At 62.0% G+C, this 17,754-nt stretch carries 16 protein-coding genes and 1 pseudogene; 10 read left to right on the top strand and 7 right to left on the bottom strand.

Annotated elements, in window-relative coordinates:
- Positions 1-533: 533 nt before the first annotated feature.
- The 5 genes from C0Z16_RS12320 to C0Z16_RS12300 all read left to right on the top strand — a co-directional run bounded on the left by C0Z16_RS12320 (position 534) and on the right by C0Z16_RS12300 (position 3,994).
- Positions 534-1,007 carry a hypothetical protein gene (locus C0Z16_RS12320; RefSeq protein WP_102632429.1) on the top strand — a complete coding sequence of 158 codons (474 nt, stop codon included), beginning with the start codon at positions 534-536 and terminating at the stop codon, positions 1,005-1,007.
- A 357-nt stretch (positions 1,008-1,364) separates the two neighbouring features.
- Positions 1,365-1,718: a YciI family protein gene (locus C0Z16_RS12315; protein WP_102632428.1), complete on the top strand. Its 354-nt coding sequence runs from the start codon at positions 1,365-1,367 to the stop codon at positions 1,716-1,718.
- Between the two features lie 145 nt (positions 1,719-1,863).
- Positions 1,864-2,277, top strand: a complete 414-nt coding sequence (locus tag C0Z16_RS12310) for a YciI family protein (RefSeq protein WP_102632427.1) — start codon at positions 1,864-1,866, stop codon at positions 2,275-2,277.
- A gap of 30 nt (positions 2,278-2,307) precedes the next feature.
- Positions 2,308-2,715, top strand: a complete 408-nt coding sequence (locus C0Z16_RS12305; RefSeq protein WP_102632426.1) for a VOC family protein — start codon at positions 2,308-2,310, stop codon at positions 2,713-2,715.
- A gap of 4 nt (positions 2,716-2,719) precedes the next feature.
- The gene (locus tag C0Z16_RS12300) at positions 2,720-3,994 is read left to right on the top strand and encodes an RNA polymerase sigma factor (protein ID WP_102632425.1); all 1,275 of its coding nucleotides are present in this window, start codon (positions 2,720-2,722) and stop codon (positions 3,992-3,994) included.
- A 92-nt stretch (positions 3,995-4,086) separates the two neighbouring features.
- Here C0Z16_RS12300 and C0Z16_RS12295 read toward each other — a convergent pair whose 3' ends face one another.
- Both C0Z16_RS12295 and C0Z16_RS12290 read right to left on the bottom strand, forming a co-directional pair.
- Entirely contained in the window at positions 4,087-4,704 is a 618-nt protein-coding gene (locus C0Z16_RS12295; protein WP_102632424.1) for a LysE family translocator, read from the bottom strand.
- A 12-nt stretch (positions 4,705-4,716) separates the two neighbouring features.
- Complete coding sequence (locus C0Z16_RS12290; RefSeq protein WP_102632423.1) at positions 4,717-5,295, bottom strand: DUF4337 domain-containing protein; 579 nt, start codon at positions 5,293-5,295, stop codon at positions 4,717-4,719.
- Between the two features lie 319 nt (positions 5,296-5,614).
- Here C0Z16_RS12290 and C0Z16_RS12285 point away from each other — a divergent pair.
- Positions 5,615-5,788: pseudogene (locus tag C0Z16_RS12285) on the top strand (GNAT family N-acetyltransferase); the annotation flags it as partial.
- A gap of 114 nt (positions 5,789-5,902) precedes the next feature.
- On the opposite strand, the gene C0Z16_RS12280 reads toward C0Z16_RS12285, so the two are convergent.
- The gene (locus C0Z16_RS12280; RefSeq protein ID WP_102632422.1) at positions 5,903-6,640 is read right to left on the bottom strand and encodes a GNAT family N-acetyltransferase; all 738 of its coding nucleotides are present in this window, start codon (positions 6,638-6,640) and stop codon (positions 5,903-5,905) included.
- A 121-nt stretch (positions 6,641-6,761) separates the two neighbouring features.
- On the opposite strand from C0Z16_RS12280, the gene pdxR reads away from it, so the two are divergent.
- From pdxR to C0Z16_RS12265, 3 genes are all read left to right on the top strand, one after another.
- Complete coding sequence (gene pdxR / locus C0Z16_RS12275; protein WP_102632421.1) at positions 6,762-8,267, top strand: MocR-like pyridoxine biosynthesis transcription factor PdxR; 1,506 nt, start codon at positions 6,762-6,764, stop codon at positions 8,265-8,267.
- Positions 8,268-8,467: 200 nt separating this feature from the next.
- Positions 8,468-8,863 (top strand): hypothetical protein, encoded by a 396-nt coding sequence (locus C0Z16_RS12270; protein ID WP_167403513.1) that lies wholly within the window; start codon positions 8,468-8,470, stop codon positions 8,861-8,863.
- A gap of 67 nt (positions 8,864-8,930) precedes the next feature.
- Positions 8,931-9,530: a flavin reductase family protein gene (locus tag C0Z16_RS12265; protein WP_102632420.1), complete on the top strand. Its 600-nt coding sequence runs from the start codon at positions 8,931-8,933 to the stop codon at positions 9,528-9,530.
- On the opposite strand, the gene C0Z16_RS12260 is transcribed toward C0Z16_RS12265, so the two are convergent.
- Positions 9,437-9,964 (bottom strand): GNAT family N-acetyltransferase, encoded by a 528-nt coding sequence (locus C0Z16_RS12260; protein WP_102632419.1) that lies wholly within the window; start codon positions 9,962-9,964, stop codon positions 9,437-9,439. The genes C0Z16_RS12265 and C0Z16_RS12260 overlap by 94 nt on opposite strands.
- Positions 9,965-11,193: 1,229 nt before the next feature.
- Between C0Z16_RS12260 and C0Z16_RS12255 the strand changes: the two genes are divergently transcribed.
- Entirely contained in the window at positions 11,194-13,311 is a 2,118-nt protein-coding gene (locus C0Z16_RS12255) for a YadA family autotransporter adhesin (RefSeq protein ID WP_102632418.1), read from the top strand.
- A gap of 529 nt (positions 13,312-13,840) precedes the next feature.
- On the opposite strand, the gene C0Z16_RS12250 is transcribed toward C0Z16_RS12255, so the two are convergent.
- The 3 genes from C0Z16_RS12250 to C0Z16_RS12240 form a co-directional block, all read right to left on the bottom strand.
- Positions 13,841-14,674 (bottom strand): AraC family transcriptional regulator, encoded by an 834-nt coding sequence (locus tag C0Z16_RS12250; RefSeq protein ID WP_102632417.1) that lies wholly within the window; start codon positions 14,672-14,674, stop codon positions 13,841-13,843.
- A 129-nt stretch (positions 14,675-14,803) separates the two neighbouring features.
- Positions 14,804-16,315 (bottom strand): DHA2 family efflux MFS transporter permease subunit, encoded by a 1,512-nt coding sequence (locus C0Z16_RS12245; RefSeq protein WP_102632416.1) that lies wholly within the window; start codon positions 16,313-16,315, stop codon positions 14,804-14,806.
- A gap of 174 nt (positions 16,316-16,489) precedes the next feature.
- Positions 16,490-17,719, bottom strand: a complete 1,230-nt coding sequence (locus tag C0Z16_RS12240) for a dienelactone hydrolase family protein (protein WP_102632415.1) — start codon at positions 17,717-17,719, stop codon at positions 16,490-16,492.
- Positions 17,720-17,754: the final 35 nt, after the last annotated feature.

Below are 17,754 nucleotides of genomic sequence, written 5' to 3'. Positions count from 1 at the left end.
AATCACCGAGCCCATCGACGCGGTCTTCCCCGCGTTGTTTTGAACCGTACCGTTGATGGCAGTTTGCCGCGGTGGTCCACGCGGCAGCGCAGTAAAGCAGTAGGAAGTAGAAGCAATGCAAATGGCGCAGTGGAAGGTGAAGCAGCAACAACCGTTTTGGCAGTAGCAGTAGCAGTAGCGGTAGCGGTAGCGGTAGCAGTTGAAATAGCAACGAAAGTCTTCGCAGCAGCAACACAAGTAGCAACAGCTTTATCTGTTTTGATGGTCACAGGTCGGCGAGCATCCACGCGCAAGCACGACTCTTCCATCCTGTCCGGCCCTGTTCTCTCGCGGGAACAGGGTTTTTTTTCGTCGATGCGGTAGAGGAGCAGGATTTTCGCTCTTTAAGCCGGTCTTAATATTGACTTGCCATCATGCTTGCACAGACTCACATTAGAGGCCTGTCGAGCCGCCGGCGCATCGGCGGCATTCGTCGCCGGAAGTCACACCGATCCGGTGACGAAGCCGGGAGTTAGCGAAGGAGGTTGAACCCTATGTCCAGTAAATCGCGAGTCCGCAAACACAATCCGCCGGCCATGTCTCCACTGTTGCGTGCACTGGCCTATAGCCGTACTGCTCATGAGCCGGTCACCGCCGCGATGCTTCTGCAGTGTTACGCCGCGCTCGACGCGTTCCAGCACGGCCACGGCTCACGCGATCTCCACGTGATGTTGAGCCGGCATTTGCTGGTGTCGCAGGAGCTTGCGCGCCTCGGCCTCGGCGAAGACGTTCTCGCTGACGTTCAGAGGGGGCATGCTGCCATGGTTCAACTGGACATCCGTGAGCAGCGGACTGGCGCATGGACGCTCGACGAGAACGAATACGCGCGCCTCTGCACGGCGCTCGCGATTCTCGACGGACAACTGTCGGTCGCCTCGTTGAGCGAGATCGCAAGCGCACAGGCGCGCATGATTGAAGGCTTGATGCGGTCTGCGAGGACAAAGGCGATCGCCGAAGCGGTGCTCTGAACCGCAGAGCCGTCCACAAACAAGAAACGCCCCACGGGGCGTTTTTCGTTTCGGCGATGGTTAATCGATGCACTCAGCCAGTCAGCGAAGTTCGCGACGATGGCCATGATTGCTCGGGCGCAGACGAAATTCGAACCACCGTCATCGGGTCGCGCTGCAAAAGTAAACCCCACACGCCGCGCCGTTATTACGAGTCTCCGTAAGACCGCACGACCAGCCGCCGCCTGCCCGCCGGATGAGGTTTACCGGAACGATCCGCGCTTGTTAGACTGGTTTTCTCCCGCTCACCGCGAGCGCGTTTATCGCCGTCGTACGACTGCCGGGCGTCGGTCCGCAGCGTAATTCAATGGAGACGTCATGTCTTATATGCTGCTTATCGTCGAACCCCCCGAACAACGCATCGAGCGCGGCGAAGCGAAGGGCCGCGAAGTGTACGGCCAGATGGTGCGTTTCGCCGCCGACCTCAAAGAGCGCGGCAAACTGCTGGCGGCCGAATCGCTCACTTCTTCTCGCGACGCCGTGCGCGTCCAGGTGCGCGACAGTCAGCCAAAATTGCTCGACGGCCCGTTCGCCGAAGCGAAGGAAATGATCGGCGGCTTCTTCCTGCTCGATTGCGATTCGCGCGAGGAAGCCGTGGCGATTGCGCAAGCCTGTCCGGCGGCAACGTGGTGCACCGTCGAAGTACGCAAGCTCGGTCCGTGCTTCACATAAGATATCGACAGTTCTCTGCTCGGGGTTTTCCCCAGGTAGCGCAAGCTATGTGTCGATTCGCTCGCGCATTGCTCGTCGTGTGAATAAGAGCCGGCAAACGCGCCGGCTCCTAACTCACAACTTGACGACGATAGGAGTAACGGCGATGCGATTCATGATCCTGGTGAAGGCGACTGCCGCAAGCGAAGCGGGCGACATGCCCGAAGCATCCCTGATGGCCGCGATGGGCGCGTACCACGAAGAACTGGCGAAGGCTGGCGTCTTGCTCGATGCCACGGGCTTGCAGCCGAGTTCCAAAGGCTGGCGCATTCGCTATAGCGGCGGCGAGCGTTCGGTGATCGACGGCCCGTTTACGGAAACGAAGGAATTGATCGCCGGCTATACGCTGATCCAGGTACGCTCGCGTGAGGAAGCGATGGAATGGGCGCGGCGCTTTCCCGCGCCGTTTGGCGAACAGGCTGATGGCGAAATCGAAGTGCGGCAGCTGTACGAACTCGACGATTTCGAGCCGAGTACGGAACTCGAGCGCTTCCGTGAACTGGACGCGGGCCGGCGCTGATTTCGCGCAAATCGATGATTGGATTCCATCATGCACAAGCAAATTTTCGTCAATCTCGCCGTCGATAATCTGGAACGGTCGAAGGCATTTTTCAGCGCGCTCGGCTTCAGCTTCGATCAGCAATTCACCAACGAGCAGGCAGCGTGTTTGATCCTCGGTGAAAACCTTTACGCGATGCTGCTGGTCAAGGACCTGTTCAAGTCGTTCACGCGCAAGTCGCTTTGCGATCCGAAGGAAAGCACCGAAGCGCTCGTGGGCCTGTCGTGCGAAAGCCGCGGGGAGGTCGACGCACTTGTCGCCAAAGCGCTCGCCGCTGGCGGAACGGCGCCGCGCGCGCCGCAAGACTACGGCTTCATGTACGGCCACGGTTTCGAAGACATCGACGGGCATATCTGGGAGCTCATCTACATGGACCCGAACGCCAAGGCGGCGGGCTGACTCTGTGACGAAACCGGCCACTCATCGTGCGATCGAGGCAGTCTGGCGGATCGAATCCGCCAAGGTCATCGCCCACGTCGCACGGATGGTGCGCGACGTCGGGCTCGCTGAGGAACTGGCGCAAGACGCGCTCGTCGCCGCGCTCGAACATTGGCCGGACGCGGGCGTGCCCGACAATCCCGGAGCGTGGCTGATGACGACTGCAAAGAACCGCGCGCTCGACCGCTTGCGACAGGAAGCGCTGCACGCTCGCAAGCGTGAAGAACTCAGTCACGATCTCGACACGCTGGAGGCGCATCTCGTGCCGGATTTTGTCGATGCGCTCGATGCCGCGCGGGCCGACGATATCGGCGACGATCTGCTGCGGCTCGTGTTCACCGCATGCCACCCGGTGCTGTCCACCGACGCACGCGTTGCGCTCACGCTGCGTCTTCTCGGCGGTCTGACGACAGACGAAATTGCACGCGCGTTTCTCGTGCCGGAGCCGACCATCGCGCAACGCATCGTGCGCGCGAAGCGCACACTGTCGGCGGCGAAAGTGCCGTTCGAAGTGCCACAGGCTGCGGCTCGCGCGCCGCGGCTTGCGTCGGTGCTGCAAGTGATCTATCTGATTTTCAACGAAGGCTACTCTGCCACAGCCGGCGACGACTGGATGCGCCCGGCGCTTTGCGAGGAAGCGCTGCGGCTCGGGCGCGTGCTCAGCGGTCAAGTGCCCGACGAAAGCGAAGTGCACGGCCTCGTCGCGTTGATGGAAATTCAGGCGTCGCGCACGCATGCGCGCACCGATGCACGGGGCCGCCCGGTTCTGCTGCTTGATCAGGACCGGAGCCGTTGGGACCCGCTTCTGATCCGTCGCGGGCTCGCGGCGCTCAACATCGCGCATGCGCTTGGCGGCGCGAGCGGGCCGTATGCGTTGCAGGCCGCGCTGGCTGCTTGTCATGCCCGCGCACATCGCGCGGAAGAAACCGACTGGACGCGGATTGTCGCGTTATACGACGCGCTTGCGCAGGTGGCGCCGTCGCCGGTGGTCGAGCTGAATCGCGCGGTGGCGGTGGGCATGGCGTTCGGGCCGGCGGCGGGCCTTGACATCGCCGACGCACTCGCCACCGACGCAGCACTCGCGAACTATCACTGGTTGCCGAGCGTGCGCGGCGATCTGCTGGCCAAACTCGGTCGCATGGATGAGGCGCGCGCGGAATTCGAACGCGCTGCCGCGATGACGCGCAACGCGCGCGAACGTGAATTGCTGCTCGAACGCGCGCGCTCGGTGATGCCGTAGGCGGCATTACTTTGTGCGCATAAACCGCGCATAGACCCGGCGCGCGCGAACCGGCGCTATCGGACGCGCTATCAACGGCGGTATCGAAGGCGTTATCGGATGAACTGCCGCACACCCAACGCGACGATCAGGCCGCCGCATACGCGGTCGATCCACGCCTTGCTGCGCCGGTACGCCGACGCGATGCGCGCCTGCGACAACGTCAGCGCGACGAAGCCGTACCAACTGCTCGCCACGACGAACACCATGCCGAGCATCGCCGCAAAGGTGCCGACGCTCTCATGCGGCGGCGCAGCCGACGAAAACACCGCCGCAAAAAACGCGACCGATTTTGGATTCGCGATATTGGTCGCGAAGCCTTGTGCGAACGCTTGCCGGACGCTGCCGGCCGGCGCCTGCGCGCTCTGTTGCGGCTTGCGTGCCGACGCATTGACGATCAGCTTTCCTCCGAACCAAATCAGATAAGCGGCACCCGCGACTTTCACGGCGAACGCGAGCCACGGAAAAGCCGCGAACACAATGCCGACGCCGAGAATTGCGCAACTCGCCCAGAACAGATTGACGAGCACGATGCCGGCGACCACGGCGAGCGCTTCAATGCGCGTGGCGGATGCGGCCTTGTGCGCAACGGCAACAAAGTTCGGACCGGGAATGACGACGCCGGCCACATACACGGAAAACACGCCGAGAACGGCGGAACTATCGATCACGCGAAGCTCCCGTCAAGCCGAGAAAAATGCTAGTGCGCCGAGCGCGACACCCGCCGCCGCGACCACGAACGACAGATTGCGGAGCCACTTCTTACGCGTAAGTAAGGTGATCGCGCACAGAGCGATGGCGACCTGGATCAACGTGGTCGCCTGTGCCCAGCGATGATGGCCATGCAACAGCGCTTCGCTCTTCGCGTCGTTGTCGAGCACTTCCTTTTCGATCGCCTCAGCCTTCGCGCGGATCGGCTCTTTCTGCTGCTTGTACTTGTCGACGTCAGCGACGAATTTCGTATGCGCGTCGCTATTACCCGGCGACAGCGCCGCGCCGAGTTCCGCGAGATTCTGTTTCTCGCCCTTGGCCTGGTAGTAATTCCACTGGTTCGACGCCTCGGTCTTTTTGATCGCGGCTTCGTTCTTGTAGTAGAGCGCGAGGTTCTCGCTGTTGCCGCTCTGATAGGCGCATAGTGCGCCGATAGTCGCCAGGACCGCCGTTATCACGGCCATGCGGCTCCCGAAAGAGTCGGCGTCGTGGTGACCAGCGTGCTGCACGGCATGGTCGTGCGGACCATGCACTTCATACTCTTCAGACATCACATTCTCCGAGGCAAACTTTTATGTCGTATCCGGGCGGCGCATAGGCCCGACGGCCTCAATCTTAGCGTGTGAAGGGAGGAGGATGGAAAAGCCCGCGTTCGGTGGGGGCGTTGTGCTTCGCCGTTCCGGTTCAGGCGCGACGCCTTCCCTTCGAAGAGCGGGCGAGATAATATTATTTAGGGATCCGTAGTACGTGGATGCACGGACCGACAGGCCACGCAAGGACAGAGCCTCATGCCGTAAGATGGTCCAATGATCGCTGAAGCAGCAAGCAACACGAAGCTCATTCCTCGCCCGCTAATACTCGTCTCCAACAATGCCCACTCCCCCCATCCTCACCACCAACCGCCTCGCGCTGCGCCCCCACACCCGCGACGACTTCCTCGAAAGCTACACAATGTGGTCCGATCCCGAGGTGATCCGCTATATCGGCGGCAAGCCTTTTACGCGCGAAGAAGTGTGGGCACGTCTGCTGCGCTACGCCGGTCATTGCGAGCAGCTTCGCACCACCTACAAAGGCGAGCCGACCATCGTGCTACGGCGCATGGCTGGCGCGACGACGAAGTGAGCCGGCGCGGGCGGCTCACGCGGTTTCTCCTGCTTATCACCAAGCTTCGTTTGCCGCCGCCCTCTGCTGCGCGATCAGATCCGCTAGCCGTTGAACCTGCCGCCCTTGCGCATCGAAGTTGGCGTCATCAAGCCAACGCGTATAGCTCGCACGCAGCGCGGGCCATTCGCTGTCGATAACTGAAAACCACGCGGTATCGCGACTGCGCTGACGATACACAATCGCCTGACGGAAGATTCCCTCGAATGTGAAGCCATAGCGCAACGCCGCCGCGCGCGACGGCTCGTTCAGCGAATCGCATTTCCATTCGAAGCGCCGGTAGCCGAGCTCATCGAACACATACTTCATCAGCAGAAACATGGCGTCGGTCGCCACGCGCGTTCGCTTCAGACGCGGCGAATACGTGACGTGCCCCACTTCGATCACACCGTTGGCAGCGTCGATGCGCATCAGCGCCAGCGTGCCGACCGCCTTGCCGCTCGCGAGGTCGATCACCGCGTAGTGCAGCGGATCGGCCAATGCGGCGATGCGCGTCAGATGCTCGCGATATGCGTCGACGCTCTCAAACGGCCCGATTGCCAGATACGTCCAGTCGCGCCCATCGGCCGCCGAGTTGTAGGCCTCGAACAGATCCGCCGCGTGGGCTTCGACGCTCACCGGTTCTATCCGGCAATAGCGGCCCGCGAGCGACGTGCGGGCAGGTGGCTGCGCGCCGCTCCAGTCGGGCAGCGGCGCTCCGATCGGCTGTTCGAACGCATTACGGCGGGGTTCCATGTTTGCACTCCTGGTGTGGTTGGTCATCGTTGCGTTGATCACAGCGAACATCAAGAACGATACGGCAAGCGTGGTATGTTAAAAAGATCCACCAGAACCTCATTCGATAGGTCCAGCCGTCATGATCGAGATTATTGGCCCGCTTGCTCATACGGCCGCAAACCTTGGCGTCGGCCGCGCACAGAAACCCGCGCCGCTGCAGAAACAATTGACCGGACGATTGCAGCAGGCCATTCTCGGCGGCCGCTTGCCGGCGGGATCGCTGCTGCCGTCGTCGCGCCTGCTCGCGGCGGAGATGGGCGTGTCGCGCAACACCGTGGTCATCGCGTATGAGCATCTGGCGGCGGTCGGCTATGTGGTGGCCGACAAAAAGGGGACGCGCGTGAGCCCACTGTCGAGTACCACTGCGCGTGGCGAGCCGCCGACGCAGTCCGCCGCGCCGGAAGTGGCGTACGCGGCGCGCATCGGCCAGTTCACGGCGACGCGCACACATGTCGATGCCACCTTGCCCCTGACGCCCGGCACGCCCGCGCTGGACCGCTTCCCGCTGGCCGCCTGGCGGCGCGCGCTCGAACGTTCGATGGAACGCGCCTTGCCACTCGCGCTCGGCTACGGCACGCCGAGCGGCGAACCGGCGTTGCGCGACGCCATTGCCGCGCATCTGCGCATGGCGCGCGGCGTGCGCTGCGAGGGCTCGCAGGTGGTGATCACCGAGGGCGCGCAGGAGGCGCTTAATCTCTGCGTGCGGCTCTTTACCAATCCCGGCGACCTCGCGTGGATCGAGGACCCCGGCTATCGCGGCGCCAAAGCGGCCTTCAACCAGGGCGATCTGACGACTTTGCCGATGCCCGTGGATGCCGAAGGCATGTCGGTTCCGCCCGGCGCGTGGCGCGCGTATCCGCCGAAGCTGATCTACACGTCGCCCGCACATCAGTATCCGACGGGCGCGGTGTTGTCGGTGGCGCGGCGTCTTGAACTGATCGCCGAAGCGCGCCGCTGCGGCGCATGGCTGATCGAGGACGATTACGACGGCGAATTCCGCTACGCCGGCGAACCGATCGCGAGCATGCAGGGACTTGTCGAGGACGCGCCGGTTCTATACGTCGGCTCCTTCAGCAAGACGATGTTTCCGGCGCTGCGCATCGGCTTTGTCGTGCTGCCGCGCGCGATCGCCGCGCACGTCGGCGTCGCGTTGCACGAGATGCTGCGCGGCGGGCATCGGCTGGAGCAGCTTGCGCTCGCGCATTTCATGGAGAGCGGCGAATTCGGGCGGCACCTTGGACGCATGCGACGGCTGTATCGCGAGCGGCAGCAGGCGCTGCGCGAAGCACTTACTGAGCACTTCGCGTCGTCAGAGATTCTGGGCGGCGACTGCGGCATGCATTTGACGCTGCGCCTCGCTGCCGACATCGACGACCAGGCGCTCACCGAACGCGCGTTCGCGAAAGGCCTCAGTCCACGCGCGCTGTCTGGCTTCACGCTGGAGCGGCGCGCCGGGGCCAACGGCCTTGTGATTGGCTATGGCAATACCGGCGCAGAGGCGCTGGCGCCGGCTGTCCGCATATTGGCCGAACTCGTTGCCGGAATGGTTCCAGCGAGCGGAAAACCGCGCCTGCGTCGCGCGTAAGTTTTTGCGTTTGTCCGCGCGGCCCATGTCGCGCTATCGTGTCGTTTATGCGCGGCGATCCTGAACATGCGACGTCGACGGATCGCCCGCATCATGTTCCGCGCGCCGTCCGGTGCGCGCTCGCCGGACGGCTGTTCGGTCCGGGCATGAAGCATCCTTTGGTGTGGTTATCTATGACGATTTATCCGAGTGGAGATGACATGAAGGAAATCGAACCGACCCCGTGGTTTGAACTGGCCGCTCACTCGCCCGCGCGCGACGGCTGGTACGAGGTGCAACTGAAGAGCGGGGACACGGCATTTGCAAAATTCGGCGAGGGTGAATGGACCGACAAGCCGATGGACGCGTTCACGCACTGGCGCGGCCTGTCCGCCGATCCATCGCAGGCGGGTGAGGGCGAGGGTAAAAGCCACGTCGAAGCGGCCGACGCCGAGACAGGATCCGCAGCGGAGAGCGCAGCCGGCGACGAACCGATCAATGCTGAGGCCACGGCGGCGGAGGGCGTACGAGCCGCATGGAACGCGTTTTTCCCCGCGCTAAGCGAGGAGCAGCATAAGCCGGGGGACGCCGTCCCCAACGGTAAAGCGCCGCATTGATGCATGGAAGGGCGGCGGCTCGCGGGTTGCCGCCCTGACCAACCAGACCTTCGGGCAAAAGCAAAATATGAAAGTTACGCGGGAACCCGTGGCATTGCCGCGCGCCACGCAGTTACTCAATCATGGACCGGTCACGATCATCACGAGCGCGCATGAGGGCCGCTCGAACGTGATGGCGGCTTCGTGGGCGATGCCGCTCGACTTCGACCCGCCGAAGGTGGTTGTCGTGGTAGACAGTCGCACGCTCACGCGGCAATTGATCGAAGCGAGCGGCGTGTTCGGGCTGCAATTGCCGAGCCGCAAATTTGCTGCGCAGACGCTGGCCGTGGGCAGCAACGCGGGGCTCGAACTCGACAAGTTTTCGGCCTTTGAACTCGAAACATTCGCCGCCGAAAAAATCGAAGTGCCGATGCTAGCCGGCTGCATCACGTGGATGGAATGCAGGGTGGTTCCCGACGACAGTCAGCGGCACGATCTGATCATCGGCGAAGTGGTGGCGGCGTACGCGGACAGTCGCGTGTACTCGAACAACCGCTGGCATTTCGGCGACGATCCCGGTCTTCGCACGTGCCATTACGTCGCCGGCGGAACGTTTTTCGCGACAGGCGAAGCGTTCGAAGTGTCGCCTGCCGCAAATGCCTTGAGCGCGTCGCCAGCCAGCCGGTAACGAACCCATTCGCTTTGCGCGCTTGCGCCGATCGATTCATAGAAGCCGATTGCCGGCGCGTTCCAGTCGAGCACGCTCCATTCGAAGCGGCCGCAGCCGGTGTCGCACGCGATGGTCGCGAGGTGGCGCAACATCTGTTTGCCCGCGCCGGTGCCGCGCGATTTCGGCGATACGTAGAGGTCTTCCAGATAGAGGCCTTGTTTGCCCAGCCACGTCGAGTATGAGAAGAAGTAGACGCAAAAGCCGATGGGCTCGCCGTTCAGTTCGCAGATGAGCGCCTTCGCGGTGGAGGCGGCGGAAAAGAGGCTCGCTTCGATGTCTTCGACGGTGGCGAGGACTTCGTGCTCTGCCCTTTCGTACACCGCGAGTTCGGTAATGAAGCGAAGGATTAGCGGGGCGTCGGAGGTGGTGGCGGGGCGGATGCGGATGGTCAAGGTTGGGGCTCGAGCGGGATGTTGGGATGAGAAGTGGAGTTTAGCGCGCGTCGCCCGACGGTGGTCAGGCGAGGTGTGGTCCTAGTCCGTGCACGGAGGTGCAATTGCGCGCGTCGGTGCGGGACTAGGAAGTGCCTTTCAACTGGTGAGGGCTTTGGAACTATCTGCAGCGTTGTCCGGTCCGGGCCTTGCAGTTCGCCATCTGCCCCTCGCAGGAACTCAAGTTCCAATAGCCGGATTGCGAGGTCCGCGAACAATAAGACACAAACCGGTGCGCCATCAACATCAGTCGGCCTTCCCGCAAATGGGAATGTGTGTGTGCTGCCCGATATGGTCGGGCCGCTGGTAGCCGTCGATGTGGAAAAGAATCAGGGATTCGTCTTCGAGTCGCGGCTCTCCGCGAGCGTTGGCCAGGTCGGATAGGAGTTTGTTGCTTTTGTCGGGGGCGAGCCGGAAGGCAATGCCGCGAAATAAAGGTGCTTTCGGTTTCAGTTAGGTCACGGAGCATTAGTGCACCGACTTCATTTTGTGCGGCTTTGATTTGACGTTTGCGTTCCCGCAATTCACTTACCGCGACCGCCGCCGATACAGCTGTTGTCCATTCTTTGTGGCCAGACGTTTTGACACGCTCTGGGCCAACAGGAGAAAAAAAGGGGCCGTTCGCGCGCGTTGTCACGATGAAGACACAAATGGGAAGATGGCGCGCCGCGCGATGCGAGGTTATGCGTTTTGCCGTTGTTTAATTGTTAAATAATGCAAGATCATTCAGCCCTATCCGGCTTTCCGTAGACAAATTTAAACGCTTGTGTGAGAGTCTCACTGACAAGTTTCGGAGACTTACGTTTTCTTACATTCGCCCAATGCGAGCCGTAAAGAGGCAGTCGTCAGGAGTCGGTTCACGCGATACAGCAGCCGCTCGGTGCTACATCCGAGTCGCCCTTAAAGGATGATCTACTCGCATAAGTTTCAGAAAATCCTTACATAAAGTTTCTCAATTCTGCGCCGTAACCTTGGATTAACGCCCAGCTTCGTGGCCGGCGACGATCGACTCGTCGCAGCGATGTTGCGCGCGTATTAACCAGGAATCGGGTTAGTTAGTAATGCTTACTGACAGGTTGTTGCGCGAAAATGACTAGGTTAGTTAGGTATCCCAATAGATGGGAAGTGGGAATGTGATGGAGACCAGACATGAATATTTTTCGACCCAATTTGTGAGAAAGGAAAACGCAATGAATAAGAGCCGATATAAGTTGGTTTGGAATCGTCGAATTGGCGCACTCGTCGCGGCAGCCGAAACGCAGAGCGGCGTGCAGGGTGAGCCGGGGCAAGCGGACATGGGCGAGATAGGTGTCCCCCTGAAATCAAAGGCGGCGCTGGCGGTATTGACGGCATTGATGCTGCTGCCGGTGAGTCAGGCGTACGCCGATAACCTTGCGGTTGGCGGCGAAATCGGGGGGACGACTGCAACGATAGGGGGCGCTACGGCCCCGCCCGCGAGTACAGGCGGGACCCTTCCGGCTCTAGCCGGCGACGCGAGCAACACAAGTCAGAATACGGCGGTCGGGATCAATGTCACGGCGAATGGCGGGGCCGCAACTGCTCTCGGCGACACGGTCACGGCGAGCGGCCAGAATGCCACGGCAGTTGGCGCTAATTCGGTTGCAAGCGGCACCAGAGCAGTAGCGTTCGGCGGTGGGTCGAGCGCGGTGAATGGCGACTCGACTGCGATTGGTGCCCTGGCACACACTACTGCTGAATTCTCAACGGCGGTCGGCACCAATAGTTCAGCTGCTGGTGGAACCGCGGTGGGCTTTCAGGCAAATGCCAACGCGTCTGACGCTACCTCCATAGGTGTCGATTCCGTTGCATCTGGGATCGGTAGCGTTTCAATTTCTCGCGCACAGGCAACTGCCCAGAATGCGATCGCTATTGGTGAGAATGCCTCGGCAACTGCGGCGAATGCCGTAGCCTTGGGGGCAGCTGCAATCGCCAACGGCACGAACAATATCGCAATCGGCGCCGGCAGTTCTGCCTCGGGTTTCGGTGCGATCGCGCAAGGCGCGGGAGCAGTCGCCAACGGTGGGCCCGGCAGCGTCGCGATTGCGATTGGACTAGACGCGGTTGCGACGTCATCGGGTACGGCTGCCTCGCCCGTTGCAATCGGCGCGGGCGCACAGGCAGTTAACGGAGAAGCCGTCGCAATCGGAAACGGCGCTTTTGCGCAAGGTAACGGCTCCATTTCCATGGGCGTGAGCGCCAATGCGGCAGTAGCGGGTACGGTTGCGCTGGGCGGTGTCGCACAGGCGACAGGCGCAAATTCCATTGCGATCGGCAACGCAGCCGTGGCGTCGATCGCAGAATCGACGGCGCTCGGTTCCGGCTCGGTCACACGTGCGGCAACGAACGTGAGCAGCGTCACGTTGAACGGCGTGACGTTCGGTGGCTTCGCGGGCGCGACACCGACCGGAGTCGTGAGTATCGGGGCCGTCGGTCAGGAACACCAGTTGCAAAATGTCGCCGCAGGGCAGATTAGCGCAACGAGCACGGATGCGGTGAACGGCTCGCAACTTTTCTCGGTTGCTTCACAAGTCTCGGCTCTGTCAAGTAAGGTCGATACGGTTACCGCGACCGTCAACACCATCTCGACAAGCGGCTCGAATGGCACGGTTGCCGATCAAACAGGTACGGCAGTTGGCAAAGGTTCGGGCGTGTCCGTTCCCAACGGAACTGCTGTCGGTAACGGCTCGAATGTTTCGGGCCAGGACGGTACGGCAATCGGCACCAACACGACTGTCACAGCTGCACGCGCGACCGCCATTGGCAGGAGTTCCAGGGTCACGGCAACGAACGGAACTGCAATCGGTGATGGTTCGAATGTCACCGGCACGAACGGAACTGCAGTTGGCGCGAATTCTCAGGTCACCGCAAACAATTCGGTTGCCCTGGGTGCAAACTCAGTTGCGGACCGGGACAACACGGTTTCGGTCGGTGCGCCGGGTGCTGAGCGTCAGATCACCAACGTTGCAGACGGTACGGCTCCGACCGATGCTGTGAATGTGCGCCAGTTGAATAGCGCGGTGAACAGTGTCCGCGACGATATGCAAAGGTATCGCCGTGATGCCAACGCCGGCACCGCTTCCGCTATTGCAATGGCTAACCTGCCGCAGGCCGTGTTGCCGGGCGAGAAGGTCGTAGCGCTTGGCGGTGGCACGTACGGCGGCCAATCGGCAATGGCTGTAGGCCTGTCGGTCGCGACGCAGAAATGGATGGTTAAAGGCTCCGTCACGACAGCGGTTTCTGGACATGGCTCACTGGGAGCCGGCGCGGGTGTTGGCTATCGCTGGTAACCGAGGTTACTCCCGCTGCTGCGTTGTGTTGCCGCAGCGGGCAAAGCCCGCGGGAACTGATTTTTGGGAGAAAGCGTGCGCGCTATGAAAAACGCCGCGCACGTACGGCTATCAACGTCGATCGGTCTGTCCCACAAGCCTCAGGGTAAAGATGCGGCGGGGCAATTGAAATACGGGGTCGGTGGCTACCATCGGAAGACGTAGCGCAAATCGGAAGGACGCGCCGTTACCGGCGCGTCCTCCTCCAAGAACTGTACGCGCGAGTTTCCTCGCATACAGCTGAAGCCCCCGCGAGACCGCACAAGCGTGCAGCCGGTCCGCCGCGCGTCCCGCGGCAAGACTGCTAGCCGAGGCAGCGCAGAAAGCCAAAGCAGCCGGAGCGACCGTACACGCGCCACGGCGCAAAAGCCCATCATCGAAAAGTGCCGCAGCGTTGAGAGCAGACGTCATGACACAACGGGTTGTCGCGCCACACCAGGCGACGCGCCGAACGGTGAAAGTCCGGCCACCCGGCCGTCCGCAAACCGATTCAACCTTTCAGCGGCAACCATATCTCTAACCCGCCCATCCCACTCACCGCATCGAACCTCTCGTCGTAGCGCTCGAAGTTGGGCGCATCGGCGGGAAGGTGTCCCGATGCCGGCAGCCACTTGTTCCAGATCGTGTTCCACGTGCGCCGCACGGTGGAGATATGCTCGCGATGGCTGAACACCGCATAGCGCTGCGCGGCAATGCGCAAGCGGCTGAATTCGGCGGGCAATGCCGAGAAGTCGCTGACTTCCACGCCGCACAGGTAGTCCATGCTGCCGGCGTCGTCGGCGTTGTAGCAGACGCCATACGCCACGTTGCCCACCTGGCCCGGCACCTTGCCGAAGTAATCGCCAAAGCGCTGCCACTGCGATGGAATGGCGGCGGAGCTCTCGCACGTATAGCGTTCGCTCAGACCCGCGACGAGAAACGGCTTGCCGTCCTCAAAGCGCGGCGGCTCCAGATGCGTGAGAAGGGTTTCATCCATTTTGATCGGCTCCACGATGACAAGGTTGTCGAGATGACCCCGCGCGCGCAGTGCTTCGGGCGTGAGTCCGAATTGCTCGCGAAAGGCGCGCGTGAATGCTTCGTGAGAGCCGTAACCGGCGTCGATGGCAACCGTCAGTATGTCCGGCGCGCCGTTGGCGAGGCGTCGCGCGGCCTCGCCCAAGCGACGCGCCCGCACATAGCGCATGACCGACACGCCGGTCGCCGCTTCGAAGGCACGGGCGAGGTGAAAGCGCGACACGCATCCACAACTGGCGATGTCGTCGAGCGTCAGTTCTTCGTCAAAGTGGCTTTCGATAAACCACAGCGCTTTTCCAACCGGGTTCATATCGGCTCTCATGTGACATGAAGCCAGCGTAGCCAACCGCGCACAGATGCGTTTGATCGCGCTTGCGGTTTTGCTATCGATTCATTCAAGCGATTCAAGCGCGCGGCCATGGCCGCCTGTCGATATCGATCAGACGTTTTCCGTCGCGGCCGCGTTGCCAGTGGAGCGAGGACGCTCAGCGGCGGGTACGCCATGCCCACCGTCTGCATTGGCATGGGCGGCGACACCAGCGCCGCCCGGCCGTCCCGCGCGCAACAGCAAACCGCCGATCACGCCCGCCGCCGCCGCGAAAATCGCACCGAACGCAAACGCCACGTGATAGCCGCTATTGAGCGCGGCAGCATCGTTTTGCGTCGCCAGCATTGCGCCGCTGCGCGCGGCGGCAAGACTTGCGAGGACCGCGAGGCCGAGCGCACCGCCCATCATGAACGACGTATTGACGATGCCCGACGCGAGCCCCGAATCGGCGGGATCGACGTCGCTCATCGCGGCGAGCAGCACCGGATTGAACGCGATGCCGGCGCCGAAGCCGAGCAGCATCATGCCCGGCAGCACATCGACGACGAAGCTGCCGCCGACCGGCGCGCGCGCAAAGAGCGCAAGACCGCACGCCGCAACCAGCAGGCCCACCGCGAGCGGACCACGCAGCCCGAAGCGCATCACGACGCGCGCCGACAGGCCCAGCGAGAAGAACGCCATGATGAGATTGGCCGGCAGAAACGCGAGCCCGACTTGCAGCGGCTGATAGCCAAGTACGCGCTGCAAATACAGCGCGGAGATGAAGAACCACGCAAACATCGCAGCGGCCCACAGCACGCCGACGACATTCGCGGTCGCGACATTACGCAGGCGGAACAGGCCGAGCGGCATCAACGGATGCTGAACGCGCGACTCGATAATCAGGAATACGGCGAGCAACGCGAGTGCGACCAGCAGCAAGCCGAGCGTTTGCGCCGAGGCCCAGCCGGCTTCGTTGCCGTTGACCACGGCATACACGGCGAGCATCAGCGAAACGGTGACCGATACGGCGCCGGCCACGTCGAGCCGTTCGCGGTGCGCATGACCGCGCGCGGAAGGCAGCAGCGCGACGCATAGTGCGTACACGGCAATGCCGATCGGCAGATTGACGAGAAAGATCCAATGCCAACTCAGCAGGTTGGTCAACAGTCCGCCGAGCAGCACGCCGATGCTGCCGCCGCCCGCGCAGACGAAGCCATACACGCCCATGGCTTTCGCCCGTTCGCCGGTTTCCGTGAACAGATTCATGATGAGCGACAGCGACACCGCGGATACGATAGCGCCGCCCAAGCCCTGCACGGCGCGTGCGCATACAAGCAGTATCTGCGAGTTCGCGAGGCCGCATGCAAGCGACGCCACCGTGAACAGCGTAATGCCACCGAGGAACAGCCGGCGATGACCGTACAGATCGCCGAGACGCCCGCCAAGCAGCAGGCAGCCGCCGAACGTCAGCATGTACGCGTTGACGACCCACACGAGCGACGTTTCCGTAAAGCCGAGATCCGCTGCGATAGACGGCAACGCGACGTTCACGATCGTCGTGTCGAGCACGATCATGAGCACACCGAGGCACAGCACGATGAGCGCGAGCCAGCGTTTGTTGCCCTGAATGGAATGGGTCATGCGGGCGCTCCTTTTCCGCGGTCGGTTGGGATTGCCGGCGGCTTCGAGCATATTAGGTCGTTTCAACGCGATGCCGGACGGGCCCGCCGCCCGGCGCGATGTTGACAACACGGTCGGCAACTCGTCGAGGGCAAGGGGTTTTTGAGTCTAGCACTCGCGAGTTTTGGGTCACAACTACGAATTCCTGGGCGGAGTGCCCCCCATCAGCCCATTCGACGGCAACGTCTCATCCAGCAACTTGCGCGCGCTTTCAATACCCGCCACCGGCAGTCCCTCCGGATTCAGCAAGCCCACCTGCACCAGCACGCTAGCCTGATCCCAGTAGATATGCTCGTTATAAAGCTTATCGCCGCGAAAGCACACCACGGCCAGCATCGGCACCTCGAAATACTTTCCGGTCGGCGCAACGCCCGGCAATAGCCAGTCGATCTCACAGCTATGCGTGCAACTGAAAATGAATTCGTCGACGATACGGTCCGCGCCGATGGTTCGCGAAATCGGAATCAGCTTTGTATCAGACGGATTCGAATTGACGAAGTGATGCGTATAGAAGCGCTGGAGATTGTCATGACCGACACCGCCGGTCATCGTAGGCACGTGATTGACGTAGGGCTGCGCGACCATCGTCGGCATAACCGCATCCACATCCCGCGTGGCGAACTCATGGTAGCAATGCGCCTCCCATAGCGCGTTCAGATCGTAGACCGGACCAAGCACTTTGCGCAGCAGCGCAAGCGTGCGCGAATACGCCATCATCGCGGCGGGCTTGTCGTATTGCACACGCGCTGACGCCGCGAACGCATGATCGCAACCGGGGTACACGTACTGCTCGATTTGCGGCCGCGTGCTCAGCGCGGCGCTGATCCGCTCGCGCGTTTCCGGCGAGCAATGTGCGTCGTTTTCGGGGAAGTGAAACACCATCGGACAGCGCACGGCCGGTACCTCGTCCAGATAAGCGTCGAGGCCCACGCCGTAGTAGCTGACCGCACAGTCCACATCGGTACGCGCCGCGCTCAAAAACGCGAGCTTGCCGCCGAGGCAGTAACCCACCGCGCCCACTTTGCCGGCCTGTTCGGGCATTGCACGCAATGTCGCAATCGTGGCCACGATATCGTCGACGGCGAGATCGGCGTCGAACTGACCGAGATAGTCGAGTGCCTGCTTCATGTCGGCACTGCCATAACCGAGGTCGATGCCCGGCTTGATGCGCCAGAACAGATCGGGCACCAGCACCACATAGCCTTCCTCGGCGAAGCGCTCGGCCGTCTCCTTCATGGCGTCGTTGATGCCGAAAATCTCCTGCAACAGAACGAGTCCAGGGCCCGAGCCTTGCTTCGGACGCGCGACGTAGGCGTTAAAACGGCCGCCATCCTGGGCGACGACTTCCATCAAAGAGCTGGCCATGCGTTTGTTCTCCTGAGATGTACGCGCGAGAGCAA

This window comes from Paraburkholderia rhynchosiae, from assembly GCF_002879865.1.
In the GTDB taxonomy this organism is placed as follows: Bacteria; Pseudomonadota; Gammaproteobacteria; order Burkholderiales; family Burkholderiaceae; genus Paraburkholderia; species Paraburkholderia rhynchosiae.
This window is presented reverse-complemented; position numbering and strand designations above follow the sequence as displayed.